This window comes from Microtetraspora sp. NBRC 13810 (assembly GCF_030268685.1).
In the GTDB taxonomy this organism is placed as follows: domain Bacteria; phylum Actinomycetota; class Actinomycetes; order Streptosporangiales; family Streptosporangiaceae; genus BSRQ01.
Genome location: NZ_BSRQ01000030.1, coordinates 69,323 through 88,675, shown reverse-complemented (window position 1 = coordinate 88,675; position 19,353 = coordinate 69,323). Strand labels below are relative to the sequence as shown.

19 protein-coding genes and 3 pseudogenes are annotated in these 19,353 nt (G+C 71.0%); 8 read left to right on the top strand and 14 right to left on the bottom strand.

From position 1 onward, the window contains the following. Positions 1 to 236: 236 nt before the first annotated feature. Both QSK26_RS38705 and QSK26_RS38700 read right to left on the bottom strand, forming a co-directional pair. Positions 237 to 1,319, bottom strand: a complete 1,083-nt coding sequence (locus QSK26_RS38705) for a questin oxidase family protein (protein ID WP_285780335.1) — start codon at positions 1,317 to 1,319, stop codon at positions 237 to 239. Positions 1,320 to 1,330: 11 nt separating this feature from the next. Next, positions 1,331 to 1,912: a dihydrofolate reductase family protein gene (locus QSK26_RS38700; RefSeq protein WP_285780334.1), complete on the bottom strand. Its 582-nt coding sequence runs from the start codon at positions 1,910 to 1,912 to the stop codon at positions 1,331 to 1,333. 102 nt (positions 1,913 to 2,014) lie between these two features. Here QSK26_RS38700 and QSK26_RS38695 point away from each other — a divergent pair, with 102 nt between their 5' ends. Beyond that, positions 2,015 to 3,040, top strand: a complete 1,026-nt coding sequence (locus tag QSK26_RS38695) for an ArsR/SmtB family transcription factor (RefSeq protein WP_285780333.1) — start codon at positions 2,015 to 2,017, stop codon at positions 3,038 to 3,040. Between the two features lie 114 nt (positions 3,041 to 3,154). Here QSK26_RS38695 and QSK26_RS38690 read toward each other — a convergent pair. Then, positions 3,155 to 3,277 (bottom strand): annotated as a pseudogene (locus tag QSK26_RS38690) (LysR family transcriptional regulator); the annotation flags it as partial. Between the two features lie 190 nt (positions 3,278 to 3,467). On the opposite strand from QSK26_RS38690, the pseudogene QSK26_RS38685 reads away from it, so the two are divergent. Next, a pseudogene (locus QSK26_RS38685) lies at positions 3,468 to 3,584 on the top strand (DUF4287 domain-containing protein); the annotation flags it as partial. Between the two features lie 143 nt (positions 3,585 to 3,727). On the opposite strand, the gene QSK26_RS38680 reads toward QSK26_RS38685, so the two are convergent. Further along, a complete protein-coding gene (locus QSK26_RS38680) occupies positions 3,728 to 4,762 on the bottom strand; it encodes a hypothetical protein (RefSeq protein WP_285780332.1) in 1,035 nt (344 codons plus the stop codon). A 177-nt stretch (positions 4,763 to 4,939) separates the two neighbouring features. Further along, a complete protein-coding gene (gene hrpB / locus QSK26_RS38675) occupies positions 4,940 to 7,429 on the bottom strand; it encodes an ATP-dependent helicase HrpB (protein WP_285780331.1) in 2,490 nt (829 codons plus the stop codon). Positions 7,430 to 7,856: 427 nt separating this feature from the next. On the opposite strand from hrpB, the gene QSK26_RS38670 reads away from it, so the two are divergent. After that, positions 7,857 to 8,189, top strand: coding sequence for an SAM-dependent methyltransferase (locus QSK26_RS38670; protein WP_352244479.1), 333 nt, complete (start codon positions 7,857 to 7,859; stop codon positions 8,187 to 8,189). A 185-nt stretch (positions 8,190 to 8,374) separates the two neighbouring features. Here the strand turns inward: QSK26_RS38670 and map are convergent, their stop codons facing one another. Beyond that, a complete protein-coding gene (gene map, locus QSK26_RS38665) occupies positions 8,375 to 9,157 on the bottom strand; it encodes a type I methionyl aminopeptidase (RefSeq protein WP_285780330.1) in 783 nt (260 codons plus the stop codon). Positions 9,158 to 9,223: 66 nt separating this feature from the next. Here map and QSK26_RS38660 point away from each other — a divergent pair, with 66 nt between their 5' ends. After that, the gene (locus QSK26_RS38660) at positions 9,224 to 9,526 is read left to right on the top strand and encodes a helix-turn-helix domain-containing protein (protein WP_285780329.1); all 303 of its coding nucleotides are present in this window, start codon (positions 9,224 to 9,226) and stop codon (positions 9,524 to 9,526) included. On the opposite strand, the gene QSK26_RS38655 is transcribed toward QSK26_RS38660, so the two are convergent. Then, the gene (locus QSK26_RS38655; RefSeq protein WP_285780328.1) at positions 9,508 to 10,137 is read right to left on the bottom strand and encodes a cysteine hydrolase family protein; all 630 of its coding nucleotides are present in this window, start codon (positions 10,135 to 10,137) and stop codon (positions 9,508 to 9,510) included. The genes QSK26_RS38660 and QSK26_RS38655 overlap by 19 nt on opposite strands. Beyond that, positions 10,134 to 11,429, bottom strand: a complete 1,296-nt coding sequence (locus tag QSK26_RS38650) for an MFS transporter (RefSeq protein WP_285780327.1) — start codon at positions 11,427 to 11,429, stop codon at positions 10,134 to 10,136. The genes QSK26_RS38655 and QSK26_RS38650 overlap by 4 nt, the downstream gene beginning before the upstream one ends. Before the next feature lie 133 nt (positions 11,430 to 11,562). On the opposite strand from QSK26_RS38650, the gene QSK26_RS38645 reads away from it, so the two are divergent. Continuing rightward, complete coding sequence (locus tag QSK26_RS38645; RefSeq protein WP_285780326.1) at positions 11,563 to 12,498, top strand: LysR family transcriptional regulator; 936 nt, start codon at positions 11,563 to 11,565, stop codon at positions 12,496 to 12,498. Positions 12,499 to 12,732: 234 nt separating this feature from the next. Next, positions 12,733 to 13,143: pseudogene (locus QSK26_RS38640) on the top strand (phosphotransferase); the annotation flags it as partial. Positions 13,144 to 13,331: 188 nt separating this feature from the next. On the opposite strand, the gene QSK26_RS38635 reads toward QSK26_RS38640, so the two are convergent. Both QSK26_RS38635 and QSK26_RS38630 read right to left on the bottom strand, forming a co-directional pair. After that, entirely contained in the window at positions 13,332 to 14,036 is a 705-nt protein-coding gene (locus tag QSK26_RS38635) for a cytidylate kinase family protein (RefSeq protein WP_285780324.1), read from the bottom strand. 63 nt (positions 14,037 to 14,099) lie between these two features. After that, positions 14,100 to 15,056, bottom strand: coding sequence for an NAD-dependent epimerase/dehydratase family protein (locus QSK26_RS38630; RefSeq protein WP_285780323.1), 957 nt, complete (start codon positions 15,054 to 15,056; stop codon positions 14,100 to 14,102). A gap of 137 nt (positions 15,057 to 15,193) precedes the next feature. On the opposite strand from QSK26_RS38630, the gene QSK26_RS38625 reads away from it, so the two are divergent. Continuing rightward, the gene (locus QSK26_RS38625; RefSeq protein ID WP_285780322.1) at positions 15,194 to 15,670 is read left to right on the top strand and encodes a MarR family transcriptional regulator; all 477 of its coding nucleotides are present in this window, start codon (positions 15,194 to 15,196) and stop codon (positions 15,668 to 15,670) included. Positions 15,671 to 15,724: 54 nt separating this feature from the next. On the opposite strand, the gene QSK26_RS38620 is transcribed toward QSK26_RS38625, so the two are convergent. The 3 genes from QSK26_RS38620 to QSK26_RS38610 all read right to left on the bottom strand — a co-directional run bounded on the left by QSK26_RS38620 (position 15,725) and on the right by QSK26_RS38610 (position 17,334). Continuing rightward, positions 15,725 to 15,856 carry a MerR family transcriptional regulator gene (locus QSK26_RS38620; protein WP_285780321.1) on the bottom strand — a complete coding sequence of 44 codons (132 nt, stop codon included), beginning with the start codon at positions 15,854 to 15,856 and terminating at the stop codon, positions 15,725 to 15,727. 15 nt (positions 15,857 to 15,871) lie between these two features. Then, positions 15,872 to 16,138: a DUF2268 domain-containing putative Zn-dependent protease gene (locus tag QSK26_RS38615; RefSeq protein ID WP_285780320.1), complete on the bottom strand. Its 267-nt coding sequence runs from the start codon at positions 16,136 to 16,138 to the stop codon at positions 15,872 to 15,874. A 410-nt stretch (positions 16,139 to 16,548) separates the two neighbouring features. Continuing rightward, positions 16,549 to 17,334, bottom strand: a complete 786-nt coding sequence (locus tag QSK26_RS38610) for a sulfite exporter TauE/SafE family protein (protein ID WP_285780319.1) — start codon at positions 17,332 to 17,334, stop codon at positions 16,549 to 16,551. A gap of 221 nt (positions 17,335 to 17,555) precedes the next feature. Between QSK26_RS38610 and QSK26_RS38605 the strand changes: the two genes are divergently transcribed. Then, positions 17,556 to 18,134 carry a dihydrofolate reductase family protein gene (locus QSK26_RS38605; protein ID WP_285780318.1) on the top strand — a complete coding sequence of 193 codons (579 nt, stop codon included), beginning with the start codon at positions 17,556 to 17,558 and terminating at the stop codon, positions 18,132 to 18,134. A 42-nt stretch (positions 18,135 to 18,176) separates the two neighbouring features. Here the strand turns inward: QSK26_RS38605 and QSK26_RS38600 are convergent, their stop codons facing one another. Further along, positions 18,177 to 19,340 carry a MalY/PatB family protein gene (locus QSK26_RS38600; RefSeq protein ID WP_285780317.1) on the bottom strand — a complete coding sequence of 388 codons (1,164 nt, stop codon included), beginning with the start codon at positions 19,338 to 19,340 and terminating at the stop codon, positions 18,177 to 18,179. Positions 19,341 to 19,353 lie beyond the last annotated feature (13 nt).

Sequence of the window (19,353 nt, the reverse complement as noted above, 5' to 3'; positions counted from 1 at the left end):
GGTGCGCGCCTTCGCCGAGAACCAGCCGGTGACCTCCATCGTCAACGCCATCCGCGACCTGTTCACCCGGCAGCCGGTCGGCACCGACATCTGGATCGCCCTCGCCTGGTGCGTCGGCATCCTCGTCGTCGCCTACGCCTTCGCCATGAACACCTACCGCCGCAAGATCTCCTAGGTAGCTGTCTCCTCGGACCGATCAGTCAGCAGATTCAGGATCACGGTGACCTTCTGGCGCGTCAGGGACGGTTGATCAGCTCGCCGACGTGCAGGGTCGCGGTGAGTAGCTCCGGGTCGCCGGTGCGATCGTACGACTCGACGGCGGTGTCGGCGAACTTCAGGACGTGCTCGTCGCCGTGTTCGGCTGCCCGCTGGAGCGCGTCCTCGCGGGATGGCGCGGGATAGCGCCGGACGATCTCCGCGGAGGGGGCCGGCCGGGCCGGAGCGTACGTCGCGACGACCGCCGCCACCGCCGCCCAGGCCGCCGCGAAGCTCGGCAACCACTGCTCGGTCGGCAGGACCGGGAGCACGTGCCGTACGGCGTTGGGTGCGGTAGCCGCGTGGACCAGCAGGACCGGCGAGCCGTGGCCGAGCCCGAGGTAGGCCTTGGCGGCGCTGTCGACGAGCGACTCCAGCCGCGCCGGGACCTGTTCGGCGGACGCGGCGGGTTCCAGCGCGCGCAGGCTCGCGGTCCAGCCGGGGCTGTGCTCGAGCCGGTCGAGCCGGTGGGCGATGAAGCCGCTCTGGTCCCTGAGCCGGGTGATGGCCGGCAATGCCTGATGTGGCGTGAGGGTGCCCTCCGGCGCGACGACCCCGGCGAGCCGGCGGTAGCGCGCCGCCCAGAACGCCAGCCCGTGGGCCAGCTCGTCGAGGGTCTGGCGTGCCGGGGCGTGAGCGGTGCCGCGCAGCGTACGCACCGCGTGACTGACCCGGATCACGCCGTGGGTCGAGCCGGCCACGATCCCCGGCAGCAGCCGCGGCCACCACTCGATGAGCACCTGCGACCATGGGCGTACGGTCAGCTCGTGGCGGAAGTAGGCGGCCCAGTCCGGCAGCCGTCGCGCCTGGCCCAGCGCCGCGCGCCACTCGCCGGGCTGAATGGCCGCGCCGGCGCCGGGCAACTCCGCCAGGCGGCGTACGTAGCGGTCGAGCCAGCGGTCGACGTCGATGTCGAGCCCCCGCCGGACCATGACCTCCACGGCCATCGGGCCGTGGTTGGTCATCCCGTGGTTGCCCTCCTCGTCGCCGCCGAACTCCGGCCCGTACGCGTGCAGTCGTTCGTAGGCTGCGGGCAGGGCCTGCGTCATCGATTCGCGGATCATGGCGGCCCGGCTCACTTGACGACGTCGTAGACGAGCTTGGTGATGCCGTTGGCGTAGGTCTCGGACTCGACCACCTTCAGCATCTGCTTCTCCCTGTCGGCGTCGCTGAACATCCGCTTGCCGGCGCCGAGCAGCACGGGGAAGACCAGCAGGTGGTAGCGGTCGATCAGGCCGGCGTCGGAGAGGTTGCGGGCGAGGGTGGCGCTGCCGTGGATGACGATGGGGCCGCCGTCGGTCTCCTTGACCTTCGCGACGTCGTCAAGGGAGCGCAGGATCGTGATGTCACCCCAGTTGCCGACGAGGGCGTCCTCGGCGAGGGTGGTCGAGACGACGTACTTCGGCAGCTCCTTGAGGGCGGCGAAGTCCTCCATGTCCGGCCACAACGGCGAGAACGCCTCGTAACTGGTCCGGCCGAACATCAGTGCGGTGGTCTCCTCGGTCTCCCGGCCCTTGATCTCGTACGCCTCCGGCTGAAACTCGATGTCCTTGTAGGTCCAGCCGCCGCTGCGGTGGTTCTCGGAGCGGGTGCCGCCGCCGGGCGAGTCGACGACGCCGTCCAGCGAGACGAAGGCGGTGTAGATCAGCTTGCGCATTTTCCGATGTCCTTTTCGTTGTCTGCGTTGTGTTCTCAGTCTCCCGTGGCGCCACGCGCCCGGCCACGATTAGGCTCCTGCCTAATCGAAGGGCGGCCCCGCATGATCCATCTGCACTTCACGGCGACCGACTTGACCCGCGTACGCTTCGCCGTCTCGCCTCTCATGGAGACCGTCGCCAGCCTGCGTACGCTGGCCGCCGGCAGCCAGGGGTGGCATCTGCACAGTGCCTGGATCGGCAGGTTCGCCGGGCGAGCGGGCCGGCTGCGCAGGCGTGACCTCGACCTGCTGCGGGCGCTGGTGCGTCCGGAGGGCTACATCCCCGACTTCCTGGTGCCGCCGCCGGGTCGCCGGTCCTCGACCTTCGCCGATGCGCTCGCGCAGATCGCCGAAGCCGATCCGGAGATCGTGGCGCAGGAGCTGGCGCACCTGGCAGCCCACCCGGCCGCCCAGCAAAGACCCGGCCGCGAAGGGCGGCGAGCCCTGCTCCAGGCGCTGGTAGACAGGCCCGATGCGGGCATCGGCCCCATCATCGAGGCGCTCGAGGCGTACCATCGGGTCGCGATCACCCCGGACTGGGCGCGGATCGACGCGTTGCTCCACGACGACATCGCCTACCGACTCGACGCCCTGGCCGACGGCGGCGTCGACCGGATGATGAGCAACCTGCACCCGTCGGTGACCTTCGCCGACCAGACGCTGAAAATCGTCAAATACTACGAGGGCCACGCCGACTGCGGCGGGCGTGGCCTGATCCTCGTGCCGTGCGCCTTCGCCTGGCCGGACGTCGTGGTGCGGACCGCGCCGCCGGAACCCCCCAGCGTCTCCTACTCCCCGCGCGGCCTCGGCCGGCTCTGGGAGCAGCGCCCCGAGCAGCCCCGCTCGGCGCTCGCCGGCGTCCTCGGGCAGACCCGGGCCGCCCTCCTGGCTCAGCTCGACCTGCCGATGTCGACCACTCAGGCCGCCACCCAGATGGCGCTCTCCGCGCCGACGCTCAGCGTGCATCTCCAGGCGTTGCGCGCCGCCGGGCTGCTCACCTCGCGCCGTACGGGCCGGCAGGTGCTCTACTCGCGGACCGCGCTCGGCGACCAACTGCTCAACGAGGCAGGCCGGCAGCCCGAAGCCTGACATCTCCGCCGGGTCTCGTGGATGTGCACCTGGCAGTGCCCGGCGCACGGCGTCGTTCATCCCGGCCACCAGCGGGGTCAGGTCGACGGCCAGTTCCCGGCCGATCGCCATCAGGTGTACCCGGCGGCTGGTGCGCTCGAACAGCGGGGCGCCGATCCTGCGTTCCAGCTTCTTGACGGTCTGGCTCACCCGCCCGGTGGTGACACCCACCCGTTCGGCGGTGCGCCCGAAGTGCAACGAGAACCCCGAAACGTGGAGACGTGACGCCCCTGTGCGAGAAGACTTCGATGACCGCTGCGCGCAAGATCGTGGCCGGCCTGTTCATGTCGCTGGACGGCGTGGTGGGTGATGGACCTGACCTACCAGCCGGCCTGACCCGCGGACCGCACCACCACCGGCAAACCATCCCCGAAACCAGAACGAGAAGATCCATAAGGGGGCGAAGATCGATGCGAAGCACGTGGGAACCACCGGCTCCCACCGGGACGAATCCGACACGCTGTGGCTCGACGGGAAAGCCGGCCGACCGAGCACGACGGACTAGAACCGCGCCGGCCCGGCGGATCTGAAACGCTCCTGCCGGTATGTCGGACGGAGCGGTCGATAATGATCACCAGGCCCCGCGTGATCGATCGCCGCCTCGGCGGGTTTGCTGGAGCGAGTTCGACTCCAACCCATCGGTGCGCATCACCGCCACAGCTGGCTGATCTGCTCCAGCAGCGGCGTGGCCTGCTCGGCGATGACGGAGGCGGCGAGCGAAACCCCGATCTCCTTGCCCAGCGTGGCCAGGACGCCCTTCTTGGGCTGGGGTTTCGCCGCCTCGTCGGCCAGTGCCGCCAACAGGTCGAGCACCTGCCGCTTGTCGTCCTCGGGCAGGCTGGAACCCTGCACCAGGTCGATCAGCCGTACGAGACCTCCCGCTGCCTCGTCCTGTCCGCCGGCCTCCACTTTGACCAGGGCGGAGGCCAGCGGGCTCTGGACGTTGATCGCCGAGCTGGTGACCCCGGAGATCGTGATGGTGTTCTTGCTCTTGTTCACGTATGAAGCCTTCCTTCGTGCGAGCGTGACGCTGACGTACACGGCGACCAGCAAGAGGAGCATCAGTGGTGCGAGGATGTAGCCGGGATCGGTGAGGCGGTGCTGCGTCATCCGGCCGTCGACGTCGCCGCCCTCCCTGGTCGTCCAGGTGAACACGGTGTACTCGTTGGTCCAGTACGTGCCGCCGCGTTCCTCGCGGCCGAGGTCGACCGAGTGCGCGGCCACAGGAACCGCTGTGAACGCCCAGCTTCCCTTGGCGTTCACGTGGATCTTCTCCAGCCGCGCTCCCGCCCTGAGGGTGCCCACCACCTGCGCGTCGGCGGCGCTACGCAGGTTGACTTCACGGGCGCGGACCTGCGCCGAGCCGAGGCCGGGGGAGAGGTCGGCGTTCCAGACCCAGGCGTAGACCCGGCCGGTCGTCCAGATGTCTGCGTTCGAGATCGGATAAATCACGGTTCGCGTGATCTGCCCGACCTCCCGGCCGCCCTCCCGGTCGAAGACCGGTACGGACGCCCTGACGGGGTAGAGCGGCGGGGGCAGCGAGCCTTCCTCCAGCAGTGCGCCGTGTTCGGTGTAGACCGTCCTGTTCCAGGCTTGGAAGGACTGATTGGCCATGACGACGGTCAGCACCACCAGGCCGGCGACCACCATGGCCACCACAGCGCTCGAGGCTCGCGATGGCACGCGCATGTCCGTCATAGTGCCACCGCGCGCCCGGGCCGACCACCGGATCAGCCCGAGATGGAGTTCTCGCCCGGCGACTGCGAGGCAAGCCGGGAAGACCGCCGCTGGTCACCGGCGCCGGGCCTGCGTACGCCGTTGTCACCCGGTCTTCGGCGACCTCTGTCCTCGCCCCCTACTTCAGCGGTGGGGGTTGGCGCGGCGGGTGGGGGAGGCCGTCAGGGGGTTCTCCGGCCAGGGGTGGCGGGGGTATCGGCCGCGGAGGTCGGCGCGGACGGCGTGGTAGCCCTCGCGCCAGAAGGAGGCGAGGTCGGCGGTGACGGCGGTCGGGCGCCCGGCCGGGGACAGCAGGTGGATCAGCAGCGGGACGCCGGCGATGCGCGGAGTGTCCTCCCAGCCGAACAGCTCCTGGAGCTTCACGGCCAGCACCGGCTGCTCGCCCGAGTAGTCGACCCGGATCCTGGACCCGGTGGGCACCTCGATCCGCTCCGGCGCCACGGCGTCGAGGCGGGCGTGCCACGGGACGAGACGGCGCAGGCAGCCGGCGACGTCGAGGCGTTCCAGGTCGGCGCGGCGGCGGGCCCTTGACAGCTCCGGTTCGAGCCACCGGTCGGCCAGCGCGATCAGGTCGTCCATCGCGGGCCACGGGTCGCCCATCGCCCGGTGGCAGAACGCCAGCCGCTCCCGCAGCGCGACGGCCTCCCTGGTCCAGGTGAGCACGTTCTCGGTGCGCAGGCCGTACAGCAGGGCCTCGCGCAGCAGAGCGGGGTCGGGGTCGCGCAGCGGCGCGGAGGAGAGTTCGATGGCGCCGAGCCGTTCGACGGTGCGCGCCGACACGTCGCCGCGCCGCGCGCCGGGCGGGACCCGCCACCCGACCTCGGTCTCCTTCACCGGGGTCATGGCCCGCCTCGCGGTGTCCTCGTCGATGACGACGGCCTGCCTGACGCGGGCCGCCGCCGACCCGGAAGGCCGGTCGGCGATCGCCACGGCCACCCATTCGGCGTCTCCCAGCCGCGATCCTGGACCGGTTTGCGCCCGCGTGCCTGAGGCCATCAGGTAGCCGCCGCCCCGCCGCCGCGCCACCCGCTCGGGGAACGCCAGCGCGACCACCAGCCCGGCGAGCGCGTCGTCGGACATCGCGGCGGCGCCGCGTTCACCGGGTACGGCCAGCCGCTTCGCCTCCTGACGCCACCGGGCCGCGAACCCGCCCATGCCGCCGTCGCGGCCACCCCTGCGGACCGCGCGCAGGATCTCCACCAGATCGTCGCCGGCGTCCCTGGGCAGTTGCTCGGACAGCAGCGCCACCACCTCCGCGGCCCCCGGCCCGGCGTCGAGGAGCGCCCTGGCCAGCCGTGGATGCACGCCAGCGCCGGCCATGCGCCGCCCCTGGCCGGTGACCCCGGGGGGCCGCGGCGCGGCCCCGTCAGGACCGGCCGGCCGCAGCGCGCCCAGGCTGCGCAGGACGGCGGTGGCGGCGGACATCGCCCCGGGCGGCGGCGGGGTGAGCAGGGCGAGGCCGGTCGCATCGGGGGCGCCCCAGCACGCGGCCTGGAGGGCGAACCCGGTCAGGTCGGCGACCGCGATCTCCGGCTGGGCGTACTCGGGCAGCCGGGCGTGCTCGGCCTCCGGCCAGCAGCGGTAGACCGCCCCCGGCGCCTCCCGGCCCGCCCGGCCGGCGCGCTGACCGGCCGACGCCCGGGACGCCCGGACGGTCACCAGCGAGCCCAGGCCGCGCGCGTGGTCGGTACGCGGCTCGCGGGCCAGCCCGGAGTCGACGACGACGCGCACCCCGGGCACGGTGAGGCTCGACTCGGCCACCGAGGTCGCGAGCACGACGCGGCGGGCCGAACCGGCGGTGAGCACGGCGTCCTGCACGTGCGCCGGGGCCTGCCCGTGCACCTGCAGGATCTCCACGTCCGGACCGGTCCGCAGCAGCCCGGCGACCCGGCCGATCTCGCCCACGCCGGGCAGGAAACAGAGCACGTCGCCGTCGCGTTCGGCCAGAGCCCGCTCGACGACCTGCGCGACATGGGCGAGGAAGGCGGGATCGACGCGCGTCCCGTGCGGCGGCGGGAGCGGTCCGGCCGGCGGCGCCCAGACCGTCTCCACGGGGTGCATCGTGCCCGTGGCGCGCACGACGGGAGCAGGCGGGCCCCCGGCGCCGCCGAGCAGCCGCGACCACGGGCCGGCGTCCGTGGTGGCGGACGTGACGATCAGCCGCAGGTCCGGGCGGAGGGTGTCGCGTACGTCGAGCAGGAAGGCGAGCGCCAGGTCGGCGTCCAGGTGGCGTTCGTGGCACTCGTCGAGCATGACGACGTCCACCCCGGCGAGTTCCTGGTCGCGCTGGAGGCGTTGCAGGAGCACGCCCGTCGTGACGACCTCGACCCGGGTGTCCGGGCCCGCCCTGCGCTCACCGCGCACCGTGAACCCGACGCGTTCCCCCACCCGCCCGCCGGTCAGCGCCGCCATCCGCCGCGCCGCCGCCCGTACGGCGAGCCGGCGCGGTTCCGCGACCAGGACGCGCATCCCGGCGTCCGCCAGGGCCGGCGGCACGACCGTCGTCTTGCCGGTGCCCGGGGGAGCGGTGAGCACGGCCGACCCGCACCGCGCCAACTCGCGCAGCAGCTCCGGCAGGACCTCGGTGATCGGCAGCTCGGGCGGCGCGCTCATCCGCCCGCCGCCCGCCGGGCGAGCGCGCGCGGCAGGCCGGTCAGCGCGGTCGCCGCCCCGCGGAAGGCCGGAACGGACGAAATGAGCATGCCCCGATCGTACGACCCGACCCGGCCCCCGGCTCCCACGCGCGGTGGAAGAGCCCACGCAGGGTGCGAAGGGAGAGGTGGTGGCCCGCTGCGGGCCGGCAGATCGACGGCGCACCTGATCGCTCGCGGGATGTGCTGCACATGTGGCCTGCTCCAACACGATGAGCACCCGCCAAGTCATGTACGTATGATCCTCAGCCATGGCTGAGTACGAGACCACCGCGCATTCATTATCCGCCCACGGTGACTCTGGGCTTGATCCGGTTTGACGGACATCCGAGATCAGGGGCTCGTCCCCGGAAGGATGTCCATGATGGAGACCATGGGGAAGAGCTTTGATGTTGATGGGCATCCTTGGCATGGTCGGCGACTACGACGAGGCCCGGTCGGTCGTGAGCCGGTTGATGGCAGCACTTCCAACTGGCAGCTGTCTGGCGCTTTACGATGGCACCGACACCGTCCCGGACTACGTCAGGGCCATGCAGGGCCACAATTCGGGGAACACCGCCACGCCGTACACGCCGCGCAGTCCCGAGCAGATAGCCGGCTTCTTCGAAGGGCTGGACGTCTTGGATCCAGGGGTTGTGCAAGTGCCACTATGGCGGCCCGAACCGGCCTTGGGGGAGCCACCTTCAGTGCCATGTTGGGGCGGGGTTGGGCGAAAGCGTTGACTGTCTTTCGAGTATGTAGCGTGTTTTGAGGCCCAGATCCCGGGCGTGATGCGATCCGGGATCTGGGCGGGAAGCCCTCGCGCGTGTCGGCGATATGAATGAGCGACCCGGGGTATGGCTGCTCATATCGGCGGATCGTTTCACCGGTGATCAGCGATGACGCGCCAGGGGAACAGGCTTCGTCCTTACGGTTGTGCCTGTTTCGGCAAGGTGAGGATTTCGGCTCCGTCGTTGGTGATGGCGATCGTGTGCTCACTGTGTGCTGTCCGGCAGCCTGTCGCACTTCGGAGCGTCCAGCCGTCGGCGTCGGTGATGAGTTCGGCGGTGTCCGCCATGACCCACGGTTCCAGGGCGAGCAGCAGTCCAGGGCGCAGTCTGTATCCACGGCCGGGCCGTCCGGTGTTTGAGACGTGCGGGTCCTGGTGCATCGTTGATCCGATGCCATGACCTCCGAACTCGGTGTTGATCGGATATCCCGCCTCGCTGAGGACCGAGCCGATGGCATGGGAGATGTCGCCGATGCGAGCTCCGGGACCGGCAGCCGCGATGCCTGCGCTCAATGCGCGTTCGGTTGCGCTGATCATCGCGACGCTCTCCGGGGGCTTTGAGTCGCCCACGATGAAGCTGATGGCAGAGTCCGCGGCGACTCCGCCTTTGGAGACGGCGAGGTCGAGCGTCAGCAGGTCGCCGTCGGCAAGCGTGTAGTCGTATGGCAGTCCGTGGAGCACGGCGTCGTTGACGGCCGTGCAGATGTAGTGGCCGAACGGCCCGCGTCCGAACGATGGCTCGTAGTCGACGTAGCAGGACAGCGCCCCGGCCTCGATGATCATGGCCTGGGCCCACCGGTCGATGTCCAGGAGGTTCGTGCCCACTGCGCTGCGGCTCTTCAGCGTCTGCAAGATGTGAGCGACCAGGGCGCCTGTCTCTCTTGCCCGGGCCAGCTCGGGGGGGTTCAGGATCTCGATCATGCGACGCCTTCCTCACGCAACCAATAACTATCCCGGTCATATTATCCCGGTATTAGAATCGGAGCCATGGTCAGGTTGCCGCTCACACCCGCAGAGGTCGAGCGCGGACAGCGCCTCGGCGCCCTGTTGCGTCGCGCCAGGGGAGAGCGCTCGATGCTCGAGACCGCGCTCGACGCACGTGTCTCACCGGAGACCCTCCGGAAGATCGAGACGGGCCGCATAGCGACCCCCGCCTTCCCGACCGTCGCGGCGATCGCCGACGTCCTCGGCCTCTCCCTCGACGCGGTGTGGGCTGAGATCAACCAGCCCGAACGCGGGGTCGAACCGACCAGCCCGGGTCACAACGCACGTCAGCGGCTGGCCTCGTAGGTCCCGCTATGGCTTCCGTGCAGCAGCGAACGCAGTTCGGCGGTGTCGATGACGTGGGCCAGCCTGGGGAAGACGCTGGTCATCAGGGTCTGGTGGACCTGCGGGTCCGGGTCGGTGACGCCGTCGGAGAGCACGTAGAGCCGGTAGTCGCGGTCGGCGGCGTCGGTGACGGTGGACAGTACGACGCCGCTGGTGGTGATGCCGGCGATGACCAGGGTGGTGATGCCGCGATCCCGCAGTCGCCGGTCCAGGTCCGTCGTGGACAGCGCGCCGTAGCGGGTCTTGCGGATGGTGATGTCGCCGGGCTCGGGAGCGAGCTGACGGTGGATGTTCGTGGCGGGATCCGCGTGGTGCATGAGGCGCTGCCGGCCGAGGAAGGAGAAAGTCCTGTTGGCCGGCGGGATCGCCGCCCAGTCGGCTTCGGTGAATCCGACTCGCACGTAGACGATGGCGGCGCCGTACGCTCGCATGTCGGCGATGGCGCCGGCCACCCGTGACAGCAGCGCCTCCGGGTTGTCCAGGCCGGGGAGCGAGGACAGGATTTCCTGCTGGTAATCCATGACGAGCAGTGCGGCCGTCCGGGGGTCCAGCGCCGGGGTCGTGACGGTCATGTTCTCTCCTTGGGTGATGAGGGCGCCCCTGACACGCGTATCGCGCGCCGGGGCCGAGTACGTATCGGGGCAGGTGAGCCACGATGTGCCGCGCCGCGCCGGGGGAGCAGTAGCGGGGTCGCCAGCAGGAGCACACCAGCCAGGCCGATGGCCGTATGCGGGCCGAGCAGGCCGCCCAGCACGCCCCAGACTGCCGTCAGGAGCGCCGTCGAAGCCTTGGTCGTCACCGACCAGGCGGACAGCGTGCGGGTGATCCGGCCGGTCGCGGTGCGCTCGAGGCGGTACGTGGCGTAGACGGGGTTGAAGACCCCGCAGCAGAAGATGAGCCCGAGTTCGACGCCCATCACCAGCAGCAGCCCGCCGGTGCCCGGCCCCAGGAAGACCAGGCCGAGGGGCCAGAGCGCGCGCAGCGTCCCGGTCACGACCAGGACCCGGTGCTGCCCGAACCGGGTGACGAGCGGTCGGGCCAGCCGCGCGCCGAGCAGCCCGCCGATCGCGGGCGCGGCGAAGGCGAGTCCGTACTGCCACGGCGCGAACCCGAGTCGGCCGAGCATCAGGACGGCCAGCAGCGCGTCGATGGCCATCACCAGGCCGTTGAACAAGGCGGTGTTGAAGAACAGCGCACGCAGCGTCGCGTCGGCGAGGATGTACCGCCACCCGTCGAGCAGGTCCCCGGCCCGCATGCGCGCGGCCTCCCGGCGTTCGGGTCGTGGCTCCCGGCCGCCCATCGCGCTTATGCCCAGGGCCGAGAGCAGGTAGCTGACCGCGTCGGCCACCACCGTCGCCACCGGACCGAGGAGCCCGACTGCCGCGCCGCCCAGCGGCGGTCCGATGATCGTGGTCGTCCAGGCCGTGGACTCGAACCGGGCGTTGGCGACGAGCAGGTCCTCGGCCCGCAGCAGCGTCTTCAGGTACGCGCCGGAGGCGGCGCGGAAGGTGATGTCGGCCGCCGCGACGACGACCGAGACCAGCAGGAGCTGGACGAAGGAGAGCACGCCGAGCGCGAACGCGATGGGGATCGTCAGCAGCGCCGCGAACCGCACCAGGTCGACCGTGATCAGCACCGGCCGCTTGCGGCGGAACTCCACCCACGGGCCGAGCGGTACCGCCACGGCCGCGCCCGCCAGAGCCCCCACGGAGGACAACGCCGCGACCTCGGCCGGTCCGGCGTGCAACACCTGGATGGCGATCAGCGGGAACGCGCCGAAGGCGAGCCACGTGCCGAGCGCGCTGGTCCCGTACGCTCCCCAGAGCCACCCGAACTGCCGCCCCAACCGGTGCCCGCTCCGCATGCCCGACGCTCCTCGCCACTCATCCGCACAACCGATCCGCGATCGGGAGCATCAAAGCGCGCGCCGTACCAGGGGATCAAACAACGCAAGGCCGCCCGGACACAGCCAACGGTTGTACCCATAGAGTGTCCGCATGGACCTCGACACCGTCCGGACCTTCGTCGCCGCCGCCGACGCGGGGCAATTCCAGGAGGCCGCCGCCGAGCTGGCGGTCACCCAGCAGGCCGTCTCCAAGCGCATCGCCGCGCTGGAGCGCAACCTCGGCGTGCGGCTGTTCACCCGCACCGCGCGTGGCGCCGAGCTCACCATCGACGGGCAGGCGTTCCTGCCCCACGCGCGCGAGCTGCTGCGCGTCGCCGAGCGCGCGGTCGCGTCCGTGCTCCCCGGCCGCCGTCCGCTGCGCGTCGACGTGATCGCCTCGCGCGGCGCGGCGTCGGGTCTGATGCGCGGCTTTCACCGCGCGCACCCCGAGATCGAGCTCGACGTGGTGATGCTGTTCGAGATCGAGACCGCCCTCGCAGCCATCCGGTCCGGTGCGATCGACACGTCCTTCCGCGCCGTCGCCGTGCCCGGCCGGCCCCTTCCTGAGGACATCGAATCCGTCCGGGTGCTCGACGAACCGCTCCAGCTCCTCACCGGGCCCGCCCACGCGCTGGCCGGCGCCCGCTCGGTGACCGTCGCTCAGCTCGCCGGGCACCGGATCTGGATGCCCGGCATCGTCCCGGGAACCGAGTGGGCCGCCTACTACGACGATCTCGTCGCCGAGTTCGGCCTCACCATCGAGGCGACCGGCCCCAACTTCGGCTCCGACGCGCTCCTCGACACCATCGCCGACACCCCGGCCCTGGCCACCTTCATGGGCGAGCAGACCCGCCTGGTCTGGCCCGCCGGCCACGGCCTGCGCCGCATCCCGGTGACCGACCCGACGCCCGTCTACCCGCACTCGCTCCTGTGGCACCGCGACAACCCCCACCCAGCGCTGGCCACCCTCCGCAGCCACCTCGCCGCCGCAACGGCCGGCCACGGCGCCGCCGGGACCTGGGCGCCGGACTGGGCAACCTCGCGCTGAACGCCGCCGCGGCGGGCCGGACCGATGGACCGTTGTCCTCGCGGGGGTTGAGGAACATCTCCGCAGCGCCGTCACGTCAGGGTGCTTCGACCAGCTCACCACTGCGGGCCGTCGCCAGCCGGGCGGTGGCAGACCTGATCGGGCTACCTGGCGCCCGCGCCTTTCACGAGCCAGCTCCCCCTCCGGAAACCGGAACGGGCGGTCGCCATCCGGCTACTGTTGCTCCGCATCCCCGACCCGGAGGCTGTCCGCGCGGTCTGGGAAGACGCCGCCGCCGCGCCCGACTGGGCCGGCCCGGCGCTATGGCTCCACGGCGACCTGCATCCGGCCAACGTCCTCACCGCGGACGGCACGATCTGCGGCGTGATCGATTTCGGCGATCTCTTCGCGGGCGATCCGGCCTGCGACCTCGCTGCCGCTTGGATTCTGCTGCCGGACGGCACCGCCGACCGCTTCCATGCCGCCTACCAGCCGGCCCCGGACGCCGCGACCTTGCGCCGCGCTCGCGGATGGGCGGTGGGACGCGCCCTCAGCGGCATCCTCATCGGCGAAGCCGGCGTCCGCGGCCGCCCAGGCGGCAAGCCCGCATGGGGCCCACCCGCCCACGCCGCACTGCGCCGCCTCATCGCGACGGCCCACCGCTGATCAGCGCCAGGTCAACCAGCTCGCCCAGGAGGAACCCGGCCCCGACCGGCATCTGACGGCGGGGGCATCAGCGGCCCCTTCACCGGTGCGGGCGATCGCGGTCAGCCTACTTCCCGTACGCGGCTTAACGATCTTCAAAGCTGTCGGTATCAGAAGAGGCGTGGAAGCCCCGCAGAGCAAGGGTCAGATCATCGGTGTGGCCGGACTTCCCAGGCGGGCCCCTGGAGCTCATCGTTGTTCACGATGATGTCGGCGTGATCGGTCGGGCCGGCCGTGGCGAAGTAGAGCTGTTGGGAGGGGATGTAGCGGTTGCGCCAAGCCCGCTCGATCTCGGCTGCGTCGGCGACGGATCCGGCCAGTGCCCGGCCCCGGGCCCGGGCGCGGTCCAACGTCCGCTCGAACGCGACGGACATGAAGATGCGCAGGTCCCATCGGTCGACCAGCTCCGGGCGCAGGAGGAAGACGCCGTCGAAGAGCAGCACGGCGTCCGGTGAGGCGGTGGTGATCGGCAGGGACAGTTCCGTGTCCGTTGCTCTGTCGTAGACCGCCTGCCGGAACCTTCGATCTCCGCCCGGGCCCAGCGGATCGAGCAGTACCCGGCAAAGGGTGTCGTGGTCGTGGCTGTCGAAATAGCAGCCCTCGGGCGAGTACTCGCCGCGTCGATAGCGCTGTGCTCGGGGGAACAGGAAGCCTTCGATCGTCGCGCGTATGACTTCGCGGCCCTGCGCGCGTAGGACGACGGCGAGTTCGTCGGCCAGTGTGGTCTTGCCGGCGGCAGGCGGCCCATCGATGGCGACCCGCAGGGGGTGCGTGGTCGTGGCAGTCCCTAACATCTCGGCCAGGCGAGCAAGGAGCTCGCCGTGGGTACCTTGTTCCATGGTCGCCTCTCTCACGATGCCTCGTCCCGACTCCGGCCGTCCGCAAGCTGGGCCGCGATCACTCTCAGACCCGCCGCCTCACCCGACGGCCGGCCCGCCGAAGCTCGCCTGCGGCGACGACCGCAGGCCCGTGACCTCGGCGCGGATCCACTCCACCGCCGAGTCGTGCCGCGGCCGCCACCCCAGCTCCGTGCGGGCAAAGGTGCCGCGCACGCGGCTGTTCGACCCGAGTGCGTAGACGGCCGGTTCGAAGCCCCACTCGGCGATTGCGGCGTCGATGTCCCACGGCTGCGGGGCGCCGAGCCCGAGGCTGTCGGCGATCGCCTGCGCCAGCCGGCCGAAGGACTCCTCGCCGTTCTCCACGAAGGCGAACGACCCGGCGGGCGCGGCCTTGAGGGCCCGTACGTACAGGTCGGCCACGTCGTCGATGTGCACGTTAGACCAGATGTTGTTCCCGGCGCCGACGTGCCGTACGACCCCGCTCGCCTCAGCTTGCCGGACCAGCCGGGGAATCTGGACACTGTCCCGCGCGAGGCCGCGCCCATGGCCGTAGATCAGTGTGTTGCACAGTACGACCGAGCGGACATCGCGCTCGCGCGCGGCGAGGACGAGCCGGTCGAGGGCCACGCGCGCGGCCTTGTCCGAAGCGGGTTCCCATCCACTACCCGGCGCCATCTCCTCCTCGGTGTAGACGCGCTCGGACGCCTCCCCGCGATCGTCGCCACCGACGATGCTGGAGCCACTGGTGTGGAGCAGTGGCTTGCCGGAGCCGGCGAGCGCGTCGATCAGGGCCGCTACGGCTCCCCGGTGGTCGCTGTCGGCGGCGTTGACCACAGCGTCCGCCGCCGCGGCTTCCCGGGCGAGGACCTGCGCATCGTCCAGGGTGCCGGGGATCGGCTCGATACCGAGCCGCTTCAGCCCGTCCACGGCCTCCGGCGACCGGACCAGGCCGGCCACGCGATGCCCCTCCTCCAGCAGTCGAACGGCCACCGAGCCGCCGATGAACCCCGTCACGCCGGTCACGAACACGTGCATGCGATCCCTCTATTTGCATATACAATAATTGTCTGTACAGACAGTAGAGGGCGGCGGCGGATGTCTGTCAAGCTGCGCCCACGAAGGAGGTGGGGCGCTTGCCCAGGCCACAGGACCGGGCCCTTCGGCGACCCCGTGTGGAGCTGCCGACTGTGCTCGAACGGCGGTGGCAGGAGCTCCGGCGGCTGGAGTCGAGGATCGAGGAGGCGACCGAGCGGGCCCTGCGCGCCCACCACGGCATCTCCGCCTCCGAGTACGCGGCGCTCGCCGCCCTCGCGTACTCCGACGACGGCGGACACCTGCGGCAACAGGTACTGGCCGAGGAGATCCCGCTGAGTGAGAGCTCCGTGACACGGCTGGTGGCCCGGTTGGAGAAGACCGGTCTGACCGAGCGCTATTTGTGCGAGACCGACCGGAGGGGTGTCTACACGCAGATCACCGCACGGGGGCGGAGCCTGGTCGAGGAAGCCCGGGCGACCCTCCTGGCGGCGCTTGCGGACGCGTTGGACGCAGCGGAGGACGCGGTCGCGGAGACCGCCCCCGGTGGGTACGAGGACGTCGGCCCCGTGCTGGCCTATCTACGGGACGAGCGGCGGGAAGGCGGCGGGCGGTAACCCAGGGCCGCTCGGTACCTCCTTGTGCGGCCGAGGGGGTACCCGGGATCCGGCTCAGCCGTTGGACGTGTAGTCGCGATATCCGTTCGCGCCGATCCGGGACGGGGCGAGGAGTCCGAAGCGGTCGTAGTGCGCAGGGTGCGGCGGGTGATGCCGGGCCTCGTCGCGAGTTCCTGGATCGTCCACTCCATCGTTCCGATGTCACCCGCGGCGGAGCGTGGTTGCGATGATCTCCGAGCTTTCGGCGTGCAGGGCCTGCGCCGCCGTCCGCCCGGTCGCCGCCAGGTAGGTGTCGACCAGCCGGTTGCCCGCGGCGTACCCGGCGCCCATCGGCAGTCCCACCGGGGGGAGACCGAAGCGCTCGGCGCTGGGGTCGCCGTGCACCCAGGCAGTGAAGTTCTCCATGCCGGTCACATCGAGCCCGGTGAGCACCTTGCCGAAGATCTCGTCGTCGTGCAGGTGCGGCACGCCGATGCGGGTGGGGCCGAACTCGTCGCCATAGAGGGGAACCCGGACGCTGCGAGATGCATGGCCACCAGGTCGACCTCGCCGGGGTGGTAGCGGTACATGCCCCTGGTGGGCTCCAGCATCGAACCCAGCAGGTCAACGCGATCCGCGACCGGGGCCAGCAGGATCCGCCTCATGGCGGAGTAGGTGTCCAGAACACTGATCGACATGGCCCCGATGCTAGAAGCTGACGCAGCGTCAAGGTCAAACCAGCGGCGCTCTTCGTCGAGGTACGGCCAGCATGCCGTCACCCGGTCCACGACCGGCGGTTCGCCGCTGCGATGGACTCACGCAACATGGTCAGCCGCTGTTGTCGGCACCCGTACGACCGCGGCCGGCCGGCCGGCGCGAACACACTGTGACCAACCCGATCAGTTGAGCGCTTGGACGGCGTAGAGGCCGGCCAAGGCCATGGCCAAGACTCCCAGCAGCAGTCGCAGGCCGGTTTCCGGCAGGCGTGGCTGGAGGTGGGCGCCGAGGTAGCCGCCGGCCAGCCCGCCCAGGCCGCAGAGCAGGCCCAGCGCCCAGTCCGGCGCGATGTCGCCGGGGGTGGTCAGCGCCAGGACGGCGTAGGTGAGCGCTCCGGCGATCGAGGTGAGGAACGTCGAGGCCAGCGCTGCGGGCGCGACCTCGGCGACCGGCAGGCCGCGCCCGACCAGGATGGGGCCGAGGAGCGACCCGCCGCCGATGCCGTACATTCCGCCGACCACCCCCACGGCCACCGCGAGCGCGGTGATGGCACGCGGAGAGGGACCGTCGGGCGCGCTGCGGTGGCGAGGCGGGCGCACAGTGCGCACGCACAGCCACAGGCCGAGCGGGAAGAGCAGGCAGGCGACCAGGAGGCGGAACACCTGGGCGCCGGGCAGGAGGAAGACCCGTACGAGCGCGCCGATGACGACGCCGGGCAAGGTGCCCAGCACCAGCAGGCGGGTCAGCGGGCCGCCGAGATGGCCACGCCTGCGGTAACGCAGCAGCGCGCCGGGGCCGGCCACGACGTTGAACAGCAGGTTGGTGGGCGTCACCGCCGGACTCGGCACCTGCAGCACGCTGAGCTGGACCGGTAGCAAGAACACCGCTCCCGACACCCCGACGGGGGTGGTCACCACCGCGATCAGCAGGCCCGCGGTGAACCCGAGCAGCCCCTGCCACCAGCTCATGGGCTCACCGCTCCTGCTCAGTCCCGAGGATCGATCCTTCCAAAGGATGACATAGCGGATAGGCGATGCCCATCAGGACAAACGTCGGGCGCACGATCCGGTTCCCGGTTCAAGTTCATCGCCACTGATTTTCCGTCGTGGTGTCGAGACGGTCGGGTCGGCTCCGACCTTCTCGTGACGGCGCCGGGTGGCGGCGCCGGTGAATCGAAGGAAGGCACGCGATGAGCAAGGTAGTGCTGGATGTGTCGATGTCCCTGGACGGGTTCACGGCGGGACCGAACGTCCGGAAGGCGGAGCCCATGGGGGACGGCGGCGAGCGGCTGCACGAGTGGATGGCGGGGAAAGGGCCGGACGGCGGGGTCGACATCGGCGTCCGCCGGCAGGTGGACGCGGCGGTAGGAGCCACCGTCATCGGACGGCGCACCTTCGACCTCGGCGTGGGCCCGTGGGGCGGCACACCATGGCCCGGCGTCCCGAGCTTCGTGGTCACCCACCGGACCAGGGAGGACCTCCTCGGCGACAACGGCGGGACGTTCGCCTTCGACGGGCTGGAGGCCGCAGTCCGACGTGCCAAGGATGCCGCCGGGGACAAGGACGTCCTGGTGCTGGGTGCGGATGTCGCCCGGCAGTTGCTCGGGGCGGGCCTGCTCGACGAGGTATGGATCCACCTCGTCCCCCTGCTGTTGGGTGCGGGCACGCCGCTGTTCGCCGGGGAGCGGGCCGAGCTGATCCCGGAGGGGAAACCCGTCTCGGGAAGCACGTCCGTGACCCACCTGCGCTACCGCGTCCTGAAGCCCTGACGCCCTGACGTTCGCTGAACCCGTGGTGGGCGGCTGAACGGGTTACCCGCCGGACGCCCCTTCGACGGCATCGCGCATGCGGCGCAGAATCTCCGCGAGGATCGGCTCGGAGGTGGCGAAGTTGAGCCTTGCGAAGCCGTCCGCGCCCGGACCGAAGCCGGGGCCGCCGCTGAGCATGACGCCCGCCCGTTCCAGGAAGAACGCCGCCGGGTCGGTACCGAGACCCAGACCGCGGCAGTCGAGCCAGGCCAGGTAAGTCGCCTCGGGCAGGTGGTGACGTACCCCGGCGGGCAGTGACGCGGCGACCAGTTCGCGGTTTCTGGCAAGGGTGGCGCGCACCTCGGCGAGGTAGCTGTCGCCGTCCTTCCAGGCGGCCAGGGTGGCCAGCACGCCCAGGGAGTTCACCTCGCCGAACAGCAGTGGCGGGTGGGCGGCCAGCGCCCGGCGGACGCGGGCGTCGCCGACGTGCGCGACGGAACAGCGCAGCCCGGCGAGGTTGAACGCCTTGCTCGCCGACGTCAGCGTCACCGTGCGGCCGGCGGCCTCCGGCCCAAGCGCGGCGAACGGGACGTGGCGGTGCGGGTCGTGCACGAGGTCGGAGTGGATCTCGTCGGAGATGACGAGCAGGTCGTGCCGGTCGGCGATCTCCGCGATCCTGGCGAGTTCGTCGCGGCTGAACACCCGGCCGGTGGGATTGTGCGGGTTGACCAGGATGATCGCCCGGCACCTGTGCCGCGCGACATCCTCGGCCAGTCGGTCGGCGTCGAAGCGCCAGCCGTGGCCGTCGTCGACCATGGGGATGGGGACGAGCCGGCGATCCATGTCCGTCAGCGTCTTGATGAACGGCGGGTAGGCGGGCGTGTGCATGGCCACGGCGTCACCGGGCCGGGTCATGAGGTGCAGCAGGACCTGCAGGGCCTGGATCAGTTCCGTGAAGTGGTGGATGTGCGACGGGTCCGGAGACCAGTCGTGGAGCCGCTTCATCCGTTCGGCGAAGGCCTCGTTGAGCGGGTTCGCCCAGGGCTGGTCGTCCCAGGCGGGGTAGCCCAGATCGACCTCGATGGCGCGCGCGAGCGCTTCGCGTACCGGGGGCGGCACCGGGAAGTCCATGTCGGCGATCCAGGCGGGCAGCACGCCCGGCCCGGCTTCCGCCCACTTCACACCCGGACGTCGGCGCAGGGCTTCGAGATCGAGATCGTCGAACATGGAGACTCCATTC